Origin of the sequence: uncultured Methanobrevibacter sp. (assembly GCF_937881195.1) — an archaeon.
Taxonomy (GTDB): Archaea; Methanobacteriota; Methanobacteria; order Methanobacteriales; family Methanobacteriaceae; genus Methanobinarius.
The window spans coordinates 1-15,780 of record NZ_CALGFC010000040.1 but is presented as its reverse complement, the minus strand read 5'-3'; the positions used below and the strand labels follow the sequence as shown (position 1 = coordinate 15,780).

Sequence of the window (15,780 nt, the reverse complement as noted above, 5' to 3'; positions counted from 1 at the left end):
TTTAATTAGAAATAGTTTAATTAGAAATAGTTTAATTAGAAATAGTTTAATTAGAAATAATTTGATTAGAAATAATATAATTAAAAATAGACTAATTAAAAATAGAATAAAGATAAGCAAAAACAAAATAAAAATAATTAAAAATAAAAAAATAGAATTAGAAATAAATTAAAAATATTTGAGATAAATTAAAAAATTAAATAAATATAAATAGATTTTAAAATTTAATTTAAAATCTAAAGACTTAATTTATCTACTTGTGCTATTAATTGTTTAATATATTTTAATGTCACGCTGCTAGTTTCATAATAATATGTTTCATAGACTATTGTTTTAATACCTGCTCTTACTAATGGTTCAGTACAATATTGAGGGCTTGTTTGAGAGCTAGGATAATAATAGTCAAGTCCTGGAATATTTTTAATTATTTTTTTCGCGATTATTAATGAATTCTTATTTTTCGCTGGAGCAAATATGAAATTTGTTTTTTGGTAGTTTCCGCCTTTTGTTCCCAGATTAGAATGTACATCAACAACTAAATTGTATTTATTCAACTTGATATTTGGGAGAATATATTTTTGAGCAAGTTTCTGACCATTCATCCTTCCATCAGTATAATCTTTAGGATTTTTAGTAACTGTTACTTTATAAATGTAATATGCATATTTTAAATTTTTATAACTTGTTAAAGTCTTATAAAGAGCAGTATGTGCTTTATTTTCTAAAGGGTGCATTCCTATAATATATGCTATTTTTATTTTAGAATCAACATTACCATAAGGACCTATTAGCTCTACATATCCAAGGTCATTTTTTCCTAATAATTTACTTAATGGTTTGTTTCTATCATAATATGGCAGATAGCTGTTTATAGGATTAGCTGATTTTATATCTATAGTCACATAGTATGGAAGTTTAGTTCCTGTTTTACTTAATGCTTTTGCAAATAAATAGATATTAGTTTGATATTGTATCTTATTTCCACCAGCACTTGTTAAATAGTTTGGAGCCTTTTTATATCTGTCCATATATTTGATTATTTTATTAGCATAAATAGAATAATAATATGAATAAATATTTCCTCTTACCCATGTTCCTGATGCCTTACTTGGGTTTTTAAGATTATACTTAACAATAATACTAGATTTTATCTTACTATTTTTATAGCTAATAGTTTTTGACATTAAATAATAAAATTCTGGCATTGAAAATTTATATCCTTTAATAGTAACATAATTTGGTAATTTTTTGTATTTATCAGCATAAGCTTTAAGATTTTTTGAAGCAGCGATAACACTACTTTGTGAAACTTTTGAAGGCTTAGCAGCTGTTTTTACAGAAGTATTTGAGTTATCTACACTAGAGTTTGATCCTCCAGAGGTATTATTTGTCAAATTGGTTGTTACATTATTATTACTATTATTTCCTCCTAATCCATCTTCTGCACACACGAAACTTACAGATAAGAATAGTGTTGCTAAAATAAGTGATATGATCAGAATTCCTTTTTTCATATTGCTCATCAGCTACCCTCTAATTACTACATTATAATATAATTTAGTATAATTTAACATACTATTAATTTAATTTAGTATAATTTAATATACTATTAATTTCATTTTTTAATAATCTTAATTTATATTAATTTCAATTTATATTGATTTTATAATATTAATATTATAATATTAATTCTATTTTTTAATAATTCCAGCTTATTATTAATTTTATATTAATCTTATTTTTTAGTAATTCCATTTTATATTAATTTTATATTAATTTTATTTTAATTATATTTTTAATAATATTTTTATTTTAATAAAAATCATATAGTCTAAATATAATTTAAGCTAATTTTTTAAAAAAAAATATAATCAATTTTTAAAAGAAACATTGTAATTAATTTTTGAATTAATTAATGGATAATCAATTTTTAAAAGAAACATAAAACTAATTTTTAAAAAGATATTTTTAATATTTATAATTTTTTTAGTATACTATTTATAATTTTTTAGTATATTATTTATTATTTATTTAGTATATAATATTATATATAATATTAGTTCTTATATTATAAAAATATTTTTAATATATTAAAGTTAATTTTAATATATTTTTAATTTAAATATTTAATATAATTTAGACAATTATATAATAATATTATAATTTACCCCAATTTCTAATTCTTAGATTGTTTATTCTAATTCTTTTAAAATTTAAAATAAGTTTATTTAACCATTTTAAACTTATTAAAGAAGTATGGCGTCTTTTTCAACATCTTCTGGAGTTTTTCCTTCATAAAGAACTTCAGCAACTTCTTCTAATTTTTTTATTCCTTTAACTTCTTCTTTAAATAATGGAATTTCTGCTATTGTTTGATGTGAGAACTTTTGTCTTATTAAAGCAAGTCTTTTTTGTTGTATTTTATGTCTGGACTGGCAAAAATCACAGTTTTCAATGTCTGGCATGATTTGGTTTACAACAACTCCATCAACAGTCATATTATTTTTTGCTAATGATTCCATAGCTCTATCAGATTCATATATTGACATTTCTTCTGGAATTACAACCATTTTGAATGTTGTTCTTTCGGGATCAGACATTACTTTCTTCGCTTCATCAATTCTTCTTTTGGTTTCTTCTAATTCGGCAGTTGACTGAATATCATTTCCATCATCACCCATAAACGGAATTAGATTTTTAAAGGTATTAGCTACTCCACCAAGTTTAGTTCTCACTTTAATCATTTTACCGACCCAGGAATCCATCAAATCTGGGAATGAAAGGAGTCTAAGTGTGTGACCTGTTGGTGCTGTGTCGAATACTACAACATCATATTCATTAGTAGTCATTACTTGAAGAAAAACTTCAAATGCAGCTGCTTCATCAGCACCTGGAGAAGAAGAAGCAAGATCTAATTGATCTCCTAATAAATCTAATCCCATGGCTTGTTCACCAGTAGCTAAACTTTTTTTACTTTCAAGTTCTGCTTGTTGTTGTTCCATGGCCATTTCAGGATCAATTTCTACTGCATATAAATTAGACATAATTAATGTTGGAGAATGACCAATTGGTGCTTCAAGTGAGTCTGAAAGGGAATGTGCTGGATCAGTAGATACAACTAATGTTTTTTTCCCTTGTTTGGCCATCCAAATTGCAGTAGCTGCAGATATGGATGTTTTTCCAACTCCTCCTTTTCCGCCTACAAATACAAATGTTGTTTGGCCATTTTTAAATTTGAATAAATCTTTAAATTTCATTATAATTCCTCTAAATAATTTTTTTAATTTATCTTTTCTATTTTATTTTTAATTCCTTTGTTATAAATTTTTATGATAATATAGTTTCCTTATTAAATATTTTTTTATTAAGTTTTTTATTAAGTTTTTTATTAAATTTTTTTATAAATTTTCTAAAAGTAATTTTTATTAGTTAAGTTAAATAGATTTATAATATATAAAATGTTTTAAATTTAAAATTATTTCAATATCAAATTATCTTAGTTTCAAATTTATAATTATTTTAATTTAATTATTAATTTCAAACTCTTTAGAATTTTTATACTTTTCAGTAATAAACTTTTCTAAATCGACTAAAAATTAAAAAATAGAAAATAAAATAGAAAAGATAAATTAAAAAATAGAAAATAAAAAATAGAAATTTGAAAACTAAGATTTAAAAATCTAAGAATTTAAATTTAAAAATTGAAATAATTTGTAATTATAATATAAATTTTCGTGATTATATGAAGTTTCCAGAAATCGATTCAGAATTAGTTAAAGATGAAATAACTACTTTTATAAAAAATATATTAGATAAAGCGGGTGCAGATGGAATTGTAATTGGTTTGAGTGGAGGGATTGATTCAAGTGTCGTAGCTTTTCTTTTAAAAGAAGCTATTGGTAAAAATAATGTTTATTCTTATCATTTACATAGTTCCACTACTCCAAAAGAGGATACAGAACATGCACGAGCTATGTCTAAATTATTAGATATTGATTACAAAGAAATAAATATAGATACTATAACTAATGAATTTTTGAGTTTAGCTAAAGATGATAATGCTTCAGATATTTCAGAAGATCTTGCTAGTGAAGGTAATCTTAAAGCAAGAATTAGGATGACTATGTTGTATTATTTTGCAAATATGAAAAATTGTCTGGTAGCTGGAACTGGTAACAAAAGTGAATTATTAATAGGTTATTTTACTAAATATGGTGATGGTGCTTGCGATTTTGAACCAATAGGGGATATATATAAAACACAACTGCGAAAATTAGCTAAAGAATGGAATATTCCAGATGAAATTATAGATAAACCTCCAAGAGCTGGACTATGGATAGGTCAGACTGATGAAGATGAAATTGGTTTAACTTACGATGTTTTAGATAAATTATTATATCTTTTAATAGATAAACAATTAGAAGATGTGGATATTTTAGAAGAAGTGAATATTTCTAAATTAACTCTTGTTGATTTGAAAAATAGAATTAATAATAATGAACATAAGTTAGAATTTCCCCCAAGTCCTTTTGAAGAAAAAAAGCTATTTTAAACCTATCAAAAATATATTTTTTATTTATATTTTATTTAATAATTTTATTTAATAATCTTATTTAAAAATTTTATTTATATAATTTTATTTAAAAATTTTATTTGAATGAGTATGATTTAGTTTGTGATAATTTGATGGCATTAATTTATGTTACTACAAGTAATGAGGAAGAAGCTATAAAAATTGGAAAATTAGTCGTAGAAAAAAGATTAGCTGCCTGTTCTAATATAGTTTCTAATATGAAATCCATATATTGGTGGGAAGGAAACCTTGAAGAGGATAATGAGGCTATTTTACTTCTTAAAACAATAGAAAAAAATGTCGATGAGATAATAGATTTTATTAAGGGCATACATAGCTATGATAATCCATGTATTTTAGCTATTCCTATTTCTAATGTTTCTAAAAACTATTTAAAATGGGTAAAAGATGAAATTAATTAATATTATTCATTTTTATTATTATTTTATCATATAAGTAAATAATATAAGTAAATATAAGTAAATATAATATAACATATTATATTGTAATTAATACTTTAATTAATATTTTAATCAATATTTTAATCAATATTTTAATTAATATTTTAATTAATATTTTAATTAATTAGTTTTATTGATATTTTATCTAATTAAGATAGTTTATCTAATTATTCTATAACATTTTATTTAATTAGGATACTTTATCTAATTATTCTATTAGTATTGTTTAATTAGGATGCTTTATCTAATTATTCTATTACTATTTTATCTAATTAGGATACTTTATCTAATTAGTTTCATTAATATTTTAATTTATGTTTAATTCAATGATTATATTCAATTTATATCTGGTGATTAAGTGAGTAAAGAGATAGAAAAGAAATGGCAAGAAAAATGGAAGGAATCAAAGCTATTTCAGTCAGATCATGATGAAAGAAAAAAAATATTTTTAACAGTAGCTTATCCTTATCCAAGTGGGGCCATGCATATTGGGCATGGAAGAACATATACGGTTCCCGATGTTTACGCAAGATTTAAAAGAATGCAGGGCTATAATGTATTGTTTCCTATGGGATGGCATGTAACTGGGGCTCCAGTAATTGGAATCGCTAGTAGGATAAAGGATAAAGACCCTTGGACACTTGATTTATATGAAAATGTCCATAAGGTTCCTAAAAATGAGATTTCAAAACTCGAAGATCCAGAATATATTGTAAAATATTTCAGTACAGAGTATCATAATGTTATGGATGACATGGGTTATTCAATAGATTGGAGAAGAGAGTTTAGGACTACAGATCCTACTTATAAAAAATTTATCGAATGGCAAATAAAAAAATTAAAAAAGATGGATTTAATAAGAAAAGGAAATCATCCTGTTAAATATTGTCCACATTGTGATAACCCAGTTGGAGATCATGATCTTTTAGAAGGAGAAGGAGTTGGAGTAAATGAATTAACCCTTCTAAAATTTAAAATAATTGAAAAAAATGATAATGATACTAATAAAGACAATGGGGATAATATTAACACTGCAAATAATGTTAAATATCTAGTTCCAGCTACATTCAGACCAGAAACTATCTATGGTTCTACTAACTTATGGCTGAATCCTAATGTTGAGTATATTCAAGTGACTAGTGATGATTCTGAAAATGGTACTAATGGAGAAACATGGTTAATAAGCAAAGAATCTTTCGATAACATTTCAAATCAAATAAAGGATTTAAAAATATTAGGGGATATTGATCCAGAAACATTAATAGGAGCTCATATTGAAAATCCTGTAACTAAAGATCACCATCCAATTTTACCAGCTAGTTTTGTTGATCCAGAATATGGTAGTGGTTCAGTATTTTCTGTTCCTGGTCATGCTCCTGCAGATTATATAGCTCTCGAAGATTTAAAAAATAATAAAGAATTAATAGAAAAATATTCATTAAAGGATATTGTAAATAAAATAGAACCTTTAAATGTTGTAACTATCAAAAAATATAGTGAAATACCTGCTAAAGATGTAATAGAAAGATTAAATGTTAAGAATCAAGAAGATCCTAAATTAGAAGAAGCTACAAATGAACTATACAAAGTTGAACATTCTAAAGGGATTATTAGTAAACATATTCCTATTTATTCTGGTGAACGTGTATCCATTGCTCGTGAAAATATTAAAAAGGATATGATATCTAAAAACCAAGCTACTATTATGTATGATTTTGCAGAACATCCAGTAATATGTAGATGTGGTACAAAATGTGTAGTTAAAATAATGGATAATCAATGGTTTCTTAAATATTCTGATGAAGAATGGAAAGATGAAACAAGAAAGTTACTTAGAAATGAAAACATAATTCCTGCAGAGGTCAGATCAAATCTTGAGTATTATATTGGTTGGTTAGAAGATTGGGCTTGTTCTAGAAGAATTGGTCTTGGAACTAAATTACCTTGGGATAAACAATGGTTAATAGAGCCATTAACTGATTCTACAATTTATATGTCTTATTACACTATAGCTAAATACTTAAAAGATATTAATTCTGAAGATTTAAATGATGCATTTTTTGAAAAAATATTTTTTGACAATGATATAAATATTGATACTATTGATAAAACTCAATTAAATTCAATTGGTGCTAATATTGATGATTTCAGACTCAAAGTTGATGAAGATATTATTAATGAGATTCAAAATGAGTTCAGCTATTGGTATCCATTAGATTGGAGACTTTCAGCTAAAGATTTAGTTGGAAATCATTTAAGCTTTCATATGTTTCATCATGCAGCTATTTTCCCTCCTGAAAACTGGCCACAGGGTATGGTTGTATTTGGAATGGGCTTACTTGAAGGCAACAAAATGTCTTCTTCTAAAGGAAATGTTATACTTCTTAGTGATGCAATAAATGAATATGGTGCAGATGTAGTAAGATTATTTTTAATGTCTTCAGCTGAACCATGGCAAGACTTTGATTGGAGAGAAAAAGAAGTTGTCGGTACAAAAAGGCGCCTTGACTGGTTTTTCGAGTTTGCAGAAAAGATAGAATCAATTAAAATGAATAAAAATAAATCGTCTTTAGATTTAAGCAATATTGAAAGGGTTGATTTAACTAGAAAAATCGATCTTTGGATGATGAATCAATTGTATATTCGGATAAATGATGCAACTACTGCACTTGAAGGTTTCCAAACAAGAAAAGCACTTCAAGATTCTCTTTTCCTACTTAAAAAAGATGTTGATCATTATATGTATCGTACAAAACATTTATTAGAAGATCCAGATGAAGCTCTTATATTTGTTCTATCTTCCATATTAGAATCTTGGATTAGAATTCTTTCACCTTTCACTCCACATAGCTGTGAAGAATTATGGGCTAAATATGGTGGTGAAGGATTTGTATCTGAAGCTGAATGGCCAATCAAATATCAATATTTCCCAATGAAATGTACTCCAACATTAAATCTAAAAGTAGATAGCTGTATACCAAGTGAAGTAATAGAAAAATCTGAAGAAATGGTTCAATCTATTGTAAAAGATATAAATGAAATTAAAAAAATTGTTGATGTTACTCCTGAGAAGATTCATGTTTATTTAGCTCCTGATTGGAAATGGATGTTATATAGAATAGCTGATGATGTTGGAAAACCAGACATTGGTCAAATTATGGGCAGAGCTATTGGTGAAAATATTCATGACAATAAAAAAGAAATAGCTGAAGTTGCTAAAAAAGTTGGTCGTGAAATGACAAAAACAAGATATATTGGTAAAATTGATGAATATGAAGTTTTATCTGATGCTTTAGATTTTATATCTGAAGAAGTAGGTTCTGAAGTTATTATTCACAAAGATAATAGCTATGACCCACAAAATAAGGCTAGAAATGCAATGCCTTATAAACCAGCCTTGTTTATGGAATAATTTTATTATTATTCCTTTATTATTCCTTTATTATTCCTTTATTATTCTTTTATTATTTCTTTATTATTTCTTCACTGTTTCTTTAATATTCATTTATTTTTAATCTTTTATTTTTACTTTTTTGTTTTTAAATTTACTCTTTTATTTTCATTTTCAATTTTATTTTCTTATTTTAATTTGCACTGTTAATAATTTTATTTTTTAGATTTAAGATTATTTTTTAATATTATTTTTTAATATTATTTTTATAAAAATTATAATTTATTAATAATTAGTAAATTATCATAACGCACATATAACTAAAATCACTATTCAAAACTTCTTTTAAAGTAGTTGTAACAATTCTTTCATCAGGATAACTTAATTTTTCACATATTGTGATTTTTCTATTTTCATCTACATTGTTATCGATTAAAAACTTAGCCATATCTTTTACACTTTTTGATGGCAGTGCGATTGTAGGAAGTCCATTATCAATAACATTTAAAATATATGAAATTTCTTCTCTACCATGGAATGTCATTATATTTGCTTCATCCCAGGATATTTTATTTTTAGCTGCAGCTAATTGCAATGAGCTAATTCCTGGTATCACTTCTATATTTTCATAATTAAAATTTTTACTTTTAGCAATTTTTTTTATAGTTTTTAAGACTCCTGAAAATCCAGGATCGCCAGTTGAGAGTATACAAACTTTTTTTCCTTCTATTGATAAATCAATTGCTTCTTCCAATTTTTCTTGAAGATCTTTTACATTTAGCCCTATTGTTTCCTTAATATCATCGAAAATGTCAATAGCTCTCCAACTTCCAACAACGATATCTGCATTTTGTACTGTTTTTTTTGCTTTTTCAGTAATATAATCTTTAGAACCTGGCCCTATACCAACAATAAATAATTTTGTCATTTTTTAACCTATATCTATTTTATAATCTCTTGAATAATTTATTGAACCTATTATTTTCATTATTTTCATTATTATTTGATATATCTTAAATTATATATCATTATATTGGTCATGAATGTAATTATAATTTTTTTTAATAAGTTTGTGGATGTTTTCAGCACCAACAATATCTTCATCTTCTACTTTCCATTCAGAGGGATACATAATAAATGGTTTAGTTTGTGTTCCTCCAAGACCACCATGACTACCAACTAACTCTTCGAATGCTGCAACTTCATCATTATCTTTATCATATAAACTGTTTACCAAAATATCTGGAACATATTTGAAATTATTTGTTCTAAGAAGATGTTTTCTAGCATTGGATCCAAAATCTTTTAAAGGATTGTTTCCTTCGATTTTGTCTTCATCTAAGTAATATACTCCATCTTTTCCAATAGCTAATGCTCCATTTTCTTTAGAATTAACTAAAATAAAACCTACTCCTTCGTGTTGAACAAGTCCAGGGATTAATTCAGGGAATAATTCTTTTATAGTTTCATAATCCAGACGATTTTCCCATTGAGTTAAATATATCAATCCTAAATTTCCAGATGCAAGTACAATAACTTCCGCATTTTTAAGGTTTGTTTTTGATTTTTTAATGGTTGTTGATTCTGAAATTTTATAATCACTAATATACTCTAAAATATTGTCTCCTTTTGACTTAATTTTTGTTGATATTTCATCATATTTATTTTTAGCTGTTTCAGTTTTATCTCTAACAATATTTTTAACATCTGTAATTGGTGAAGTAATTACTTGGCCAAAGTGATCTTCATTGGAGGATAATTCTCCATAAACATTCATATCTTCTGGAAGTAGATTTTTTACTAAGTCTTCTAAACTTAAACCATATCTTTGTTTGAATGTGGCTCCATTACTTTGTCCATGATCTGATTGTACAACAATTTTATAAGGCCTTTTTGTGTAATTGTTTCCACCAGCTATTCTTTTAATTTGCCTATCAATACCTTTCAATGCATTAAATGAATCATTATCTCTAATTCCTGAGTGATGAGCTATTTCATCATATCCTAAATAAGTAGAGTATATTATATCAGTTTTTCCTTTAACCATATCTCCAATAATAGTTTGTGTGTTTATTTCTCTTATATATACATTAGCACAGGCTCTTACAAATAAATACATAAATCCTTTTCTAATTCTAGGCCTAATATTTTTAACTTTATGAGTTATTTGAGAAATGATTTCTTTTAAAATATCAAATACAAATAATAAAATAATACGGCCGAAATTTGAAGGATTTGAGTAAACATAATACCATGTTCGGTTGTAGAATTTTTTTATGTCATACATTTTACTGTATGTAAATAGCACATTTTCTGTATCTCCTGAAAATAAATTTGATCTACTTGATCCATTATTATAAAGGAGGCCTTTTCCATCGGATATACGTTTTTCAATTTTAGGAGCATCCATAAGCCCAGTTGAAACCATTATCTTATTATTATTTTCTTTTTCAACCCATCTGAATGCAACTATATCTTCATTATTCCCGTGCAATATCCCTGCCTGACTTGATCCAGTTTGACTAGATAAATCTGTTTCCCATTCTTTTATTTTATGGGATTTATCTTCTTTCCATTTAGCTAAAGTAGGCATATGACCTTTTTCTATTGCTTCTTCTAATATATCTTTAGCTAACCCATCTATTTCTATTATAATTAATCCTGGTTCATTAACCTGTGTGCTGTTTTCATGATTTATATTATTCTTTTCATTATAATTATCAGGGAATTGATTATAATCAACTTCTCCATTTGTAAAATAATCATCATTATATCTTATTTTTTTTCTTCTTATAATAAAATTGTAATATTCATCTTCATTGCCCAAAGTTAGTATTGAAGTTAATATTGTATGTATTACTGCTATTCCAAGAGGTACAATAATTAAAGCATATCCATCTATACTTAATGTCGGCAGGAATAGACTTATTACCCATATTACACCGGCATTCAAAAGAAGAGACCCAATACCGATGGTATATACTAAAAAAGGAAGAAAAATTCTTGCAAGTATTGGCCAAAAGAGGGCATTTATTATTTCTAAAATAACTATTACAATAATCGCTGTGTTAAATCCATCAATATTTAAACCAATAGCCATATTAGCTAATAAATATAGTACAATAATTTCTCCAACCCAAACAATCAGGGTTCTAATAAAAAATTTTATATTAGCAAATATTTTTTTAGATAAAGTGTTCATATAATTTATACTTTAATCTTTAAATTTAAATAATTTTTTAATTAAATTTTAGGTAAATAGTCATTTTTAATATATTATGGGAATTTTAGTTTATTCTAATATAAGCTATAATATAAAAAAATAATTAAAAAATAGTAATATTTCAATTATTAGCTTTTTTATCATTTTAATTTTAGTTTTTTATTTCAATAAAAAATTATTATTAGTTATAATTTAATATTGGGATATGAAAATATTTTGAAAAAGCAATGTTTAATAAGGTAATTCAATAAATTTATTAAAAAACAGTATTTTATTATTTTAATTATTTTTTTAATTATTAATTTCATCATAAATATTATTATAATATTTATCATAAAAATTTATTAAAGAATATATTTGGATTATAAAATTTATTAAAGAATATAATTCAGATTATAAAATTTATTAAAAATATTTCATATTAAAAAATATATCATATTAAAAATATCTATTTATAAAAATTAAGGAAGTCAAAAAGATGCTTCAAATTGCAGTTACAGGAAAACCAAATGTTGGTAAATCATCATTTTTTAACTCAGCTACAACATCAAAAGTTGAAATGGCAGATTACCCATTTACAACTATTGATGCAAATAAAGCTATAGCAAATGTTGTAAAACCTTGTCCTTGTGTGGATTTAAATCTTACTTGTAATCCACGAAATTCTGAATGTATTGATGGAAAAAGATATATTCATGTTGAATTAATCGATGTTGCAGGCTTAGTTCCAGGAGCACATGAAGGCAGGGGTTTAGGTAATAAATTTTTAGATGATTTAAGGCAAGCCAAAGTTTTCATTCATGTTATAGATGCTTCTGGATCTACTGATGAAGAAGGTCGCCCAGTTGATCCAGGAACTCATGATCCTCTTGAAGATATCGAATTTCTTGAATATGAAATTGTCATGTGGATGTATGGAATTTTAAATAAAAATTGGGACAGGCTTATTAGAAAAATAGAAGCAGAAAAATTAGATGTAGCTAAAGTTATATATGAACAAATGTCTGGAACTGGTGTAAGTCTCGAAGATGTTATTGAAGCAAAAAGAACAATTAATCCAGATTATCAAAAATGGGAAAAAGAAGATTTAATCTTGCTTGTAACAAACCTCAGAAAAATATCCAAGCCAATGTTAATTGTAGCTAATAAAGCAGATCTTCCAACATCTGAGGAAAATATAAAAAGAATTAAAGAAAAATACCCGGATGTTATTCCAGCATCTGCTGATAGTGAATTAGCGCTTGTTAATGCATCTAAAGCAGGTTTAATAAATTATAATCCCGGTGAGTCTAATTTTGAAATTCCTGATGAGGAAAATTTAAATAAAAATCAGTTAAATGCTTTAAACTATATCAAAGAAAATGTTTTGGATAAATATGGGAGTACTGGTGTTCAAAAAGCTATTAATACTGCTGTTTTTGAATTACTTAATATGATAGTTGTTTACCCAGTTGAGGATGAGCATAAATTTACTGATAATAATGGAAATGTCCTTCCAGATCCTATACTTATTAAAATGGGTTCAAATCCTAGAAATCTTGCATATGTTATTCATACTGATATTGGTGATAAATTTATGCATGCTGTTAACGCAAAAAAGAATATGAGGGTAGCTAGTGATTATGAATTATGTGATGGAGATATTATTAGCATTATAACTAGTTAAAATTAAATAATTTCTTTTTTATTCTTTCTATTTTTTATTCTTTAATCTTTATATATCTTCTATACATTTTTATATATCATCTATATATTTTTTATATATCTTCTATATATTTTTCATATTCATCTTTTTATATCTATTTTTTAGCCCATAATACTCCAAAGCAGTAAGCTTTATATATGCAATCAAAATTACTAAAACCTGCATTTTTTAGCCATTTTAGTTGTTTACTTACAGGAGTTCTAATATCTAGTTTTAATCTCTCAATTGCTTTTTGTTTTCCTTCTGCATCAAGATTATTAGCTATTTCAAATTGCCATTCTTCATACATATTGTTTAAATATTCTGTTTCACCAGCTATTATTTCAGCATTTACAAATAACCCATCATGATTTAACCATTGAAAAATATTGTCATATAATTCTATCTTTTTCTCATCAGGTAAATGGTGTATGGCTAAAGATGAAATAATAACATCATATTTTTTGTATTTTTCTGGTTTAAAGTCTAAAATATTTTTTAAATAGAAATTAAGATTATTATTTCCTTCAAAGCGTTTTTTTGCAATATTAAACATATCTTCAGAAATATCAACCAAATCCATTTTAGCATTAGGATATTTTTCAAGAAACATTTCAGTAAAAATACCTGTTCCAGTTCCTATCTCAAGAACCTTTGGATTAAGATTTTTAAGTTTAATACTATCTATGGCTATCCCATAAAATTCATCAAATACAGGAATTAATTTTTTTCTTTCTGAGTCATATTTTTCAGCTATTTTATTGAATTGTTTACTTACTTCTTCTATTTAAATCCCTCATTTTATAATTTATAAACTATTTGAATCGTTTTTAATTGAATATATGATTACATCATAAGATTCATTATTTTTAATAATCTTTTTTATTTTAGAATCAGTATTAAAACCTGCTTTACTTAGAATTTTTTGAGAAATAATGTTATTTTCAAATGTAGTTGCATATATGCACTCTATTTTATAATTATTAAATCCATATTTAACTATCTCTTTAATAACTGAGGTAGTAATTCCATTGTTCCAGTATTTCTCAGCTAACCAATATCCTATTTCTGCTTTTTTAATATTTTTATTAGAATTAAAACTAATGTTTTTTTCATTTTTTGAATTACAAGATAAAGATATTGAGCCAGCAGCTTCACCATTTACTTCAATTGCAAATACTTTCATAAATTCTTTTTTTGAAGTAATATTTATAAAATCTTCAGCATCTTTTTTAGAATATGGACTTGGAAATTCTTTAGTAAGCCATTTTGCAATATTTTGATTATTTGCATACTTAGTTATGGGGCAAACATCATCATTTCTAAATTTCCTAAGATTATAGTCAATATTAGTAAATTTATCGCCTGTCTTCATGGTATTATTACTTTATTTCATGTTAATTATTATTTTTAAATGCTTTATTATGCTTTTTTTACCAATATTGTTCACATAATTTTGGAACAAGCTTTCTTATGCTTTCTTCATCTTTTTTATCCCATTTTGCATCTATGTCTTCTCCAAATGATATTTCATCAACAATATTGAATATTTCTTTTGTATCTAGTTCAAATTCTCTCATTCGTTCATAATATAAATTTATATCTTCATTTGACCCTATTTTTTCGTTAAATGCCATTTGTGCAACAGATAGCATATCTTCATTTTCATAATAGTCATCTTCATAAGGCATATCTAAATCAATAATGGAGTCTGGGTTGAGAATTGCATTTAAATATGGTTCTTTTCCTCTAGAGATTAACCAACCTCTAAAAGATTTAAAACAATCCTCAGAACAACCATCATTTAAAACATAAGCTGCAGCCCATAATTTACTTTTTTCAGATTCTTTTGCATATATTTCATAAATTTTTCCAAATTTTAGTATTTCATCCTGACTATAATCAGATAATTTATTTTTCAATATTTGCATTTGTTTGTCTGTTTCCCAATCAGCTTCTTTATAAGATGTTTGGATTAATTCCCAAAATATATTCTTGTCCATCATACTTTCACTCCTTTTTATATAATTTATAACTAATCATTATTGATTTTATATATTCATATTGATAAAAAATTTTTTATAAACGATAAAAATAATAGTAAAAGGTTTTCTCATGTTATTTTTAGCTATTATTATCATTATTCTACTAAAGTTTATGTATTTTGAAATATTTAATATTTTTTATAAAAATCAGCATAGAATACTTAACATAGAAATACTATAAATATAAATCATAAAATAAGTTTTTTATCTCTAATAATTACTTTGGATTTGTTTTATTGGATATTATACTTAATATTAACTATTATTTAATAATAACTGAATTTTAGAATATTTAATAATTGATTAAAGCATTAAAAATAGTATATATAAATTAATATTTGATATGATGATAAATGAATAAATAAAAGGAATAATTAATTTAATAGATAATTTAATAGATAAA

11 protein-coding genes are annotated in these 15,780 nt (G+C 25.0%); 4 read left to right on the top strand and 7 right to left on the bottom strand.

Annotated elements, in window-relative coordinates:
- Window positions 1–236: 236 nt before the first annotated feature.
- Both Q0087_RS06320 and Q0087_RS06315 read right to left on the bottom strand, forming a co-directional pair.
- A complete protein-coding gene (locus Q0087_RS06320; protein ID WP_297898846.1) occupies window positions 237–1,523 on the bottom strand; it encodes a hypothetical protein in 1,287 nt (428 codons plus the stop codon).
- A 723-nt stretch (window positions 1,524–2,246) separates the two neighbouring features.
- Complete coding sequence (locus tag Q0087_RS06315) at window positions 2,247–3,257, bottom strand: TRC40/GET3/ArsA family transport-energizing ATPase (RefSeq protein ID WP_297898845.1); 1,011 nt, start codon at window positions 3,255–3,257, stop codon at window positions 2,247–2,249.
- 485 nt (window positions 3,258–3,742) lie between these two features.
- Between Q0087_RS06315 and Q0087_RS06310 the strand changes: the two genes are divergently transcribed.
- The 3 genes from Q0087_RS06310 to leuS all read left to right on the top strand — a co-directional run bounded on the left by Q0087_RS06310 (window position 3,743) and on the right by leuS (window position 8,446).
- The gene (locus Q0087_RS06310) at window positions 3,743–4,552 is read left to right on the top strand and encodes an NAD+ synthase (RefSeq protein ID WP_297898844.1); all 810 of its coding nucleotides are present in this window, start codon (window positions 3,743–3,745) and stop codon (window positions 4,550–4,552) included.
- A 101-nt stretch (window positions 4,553–4,653) separates the two neighbouring features.
- On the top strand, window positions 4,654–4,995 hold the full coding sequence (cutA, locus tag Q0087_RS06305) for a divalent-cation tolerance protein CutA (protein ID WP_297898843.1): 342 nt from the start codon (window positions 4,654–4,656) through the stop codon (window positions 4,993–4,995).
- 397 nt (window positions 4,996–5,392) lie between these two features.
- Window positions 5,393–8,446 (top strand): leucine--tRNA ligase, encoded by a 3,054-nt coding sequence (gene leuS / locus Q0087_RS06300; protein WP_297898842.1) that lies wholly within the window; start codon window positions 5,393–5,395, stop codon window positions 8,444–8,446.
- A 271-nt stretch (window positions 8,447–8,717) separates the two neighbouring features.
- Here leuS and Q0087_RS06295 read toward each other — a convergent pair whose 3' ends face one another.
- Window positions 8,718–9,353, bottom strand: a complete 636-nt coding sequence (locus Q0087_RS06295; protein WP_297898841.1) for a cobalt-precorrin-7 (C(5))-methyltransferase — start codon at window positions 9,351–9,353, stop codon at window positions 8,718–8,720.
- Between the two features lie 90 nt (window positions 9,354–9,443).
- Window positions 9,444–11,627 carry a phage holin family protein gene (locus tag Q0087_RS06290; RefSeq protein ID WP_297898840.1) on the bottom strand — a complete coding sequence of 728 codons (2,184 nt, stop codon included), beginning with the start codon at window positions 11,625–11,627 and terminating at the stop codon, window positions 9,444–9,446.
- A 499-nt stretch (window positions 11,628–12,126) separates the two neighbouring features.
- On the opposite strand from Q0087_RS06290, the gene Q0087_RS06285 reads away from it, so the two are divergent.
- On the top strand, window positions 12,127–13,314 hold the full coding sequence (locus Q0087_RS06285; protein WP_297898839.1) for a redox-regulated ATPase YchF: 1,188 nt from the start codon (window positions 12,127–12,129) through the stop codon (window positions 13,312–13,314).
- 133 nt (window positions 13,315–13,447) lie between these two features.
- Here Q0087_RS06285 and Q0087_RS06280 read toward each other — a convergent pair whose 3' ends face one another.
- Genes Q0087_RS06280 through Q0087_RS06270 form a run of 3 tightly spaced genes read right to left on the bottom strand, consistent with a single transcriptional unit; the run spans window position 13,448 to window position 15,338 of the window.
- Window positions 13,448–14,119 carry a class I SAM-dependent methyltransferase gene (locus tag Q0087_RS06280; RefSeq protein WP_297898847.1) on the bottom strand — a complete coding sequence of 224 codons (672 nt, stop codon included), beginning with the start codon at window positions 14,117–14,119 and terminating at the stop codon, window positions 13,448–13,450.
- Window positions 14,120–14,140: 21 nt separating this feature from the next.
- A complete protein-coding gene (locus Q0087_RS06275) occupies window positions 14,141–14,707 on the bottom strand; it encodes a GNAT family N-acetyltransferase (RefSeq protein ID WP_297898838.1) in 567 nt (188 codons plus the stop codon).
- Between the two features lie 58 nt (window positions 14,708–14,765).
- Window positions 14,766–15,338 carry a DUF4240 domain-containing protein gene (locus tag Q0087_RS06270; RefSeq protein WP_297898837.1) on the bottom strand — a complete coding sequence of 191 codons (573 nt, stop codon included), beginning with the start codon at window positions 15,336–15,338 and terminating at the stop codon, window positions 14,766–14,768.
- Window positions 15,339–15,780: the final 442 nt, after the last annotated feature.

Excerpts from the sequence above, each read along its gene's own strand:
- Q0087_RS06290 (WP_297898840.1), bottom strand. The coding sequence starts at position 11,627 with ATGAACACTTTATCTAAAAAAATATTTGCTAATATAAAATTTTTTATT.
- Q0087_RS06285 (WP_297898839.1), top strand. The coding sequence starts at position 12,127 with ATGCTTCAAATTGCAGTTACAGGAAAACCAAATGTTGGTAAATCATCA.
- Q0087_RS06315 (WP_297898845.1), bottom strand. The coding sequence starts at position 3,257 with ATGAAATTTAAAGATTTATTCAAATTTAAAAATGGCCAAACAACATTT.
- Q0087_RS06275 (WP_297898838.1), bottom strand. The coding sequence starts at position 14,707 with ATGAAGACAGGCGATAAATTTACTAATATTGACTATAATCTTAGGAAA.
- Q0087_RS06295 (WP_297898841.1), bottom strand. The coding sequence starts at position 9,353 with ATGACAAAATTATTTATTGTTGGTATAGGGCCAGGTTCTAAAGATTAT.
- Q0087_RS06310 (WP_297898844.1), top strand. The coding sequence starts at position 3,743 with ATGAAGTTTCCAGAAATCGATTCAGAATTAGTTAAAGATGAAATAACT.
- Q0087_RS06320 (WP_297898846.1), bottom strand. The coding sequence starts at position 1,523 with ATGAGCAATATGAAAAAAGGAATTCTGATCATATCACTTATTTTAGCA.
- Q0087_RS06270 (WP_297898837.1), bottom strand. The coding sequence starts at position 15,338 with ATGATGGACAAGAATATATTTTGGGAATTAATCCAAACATCTTATAAA.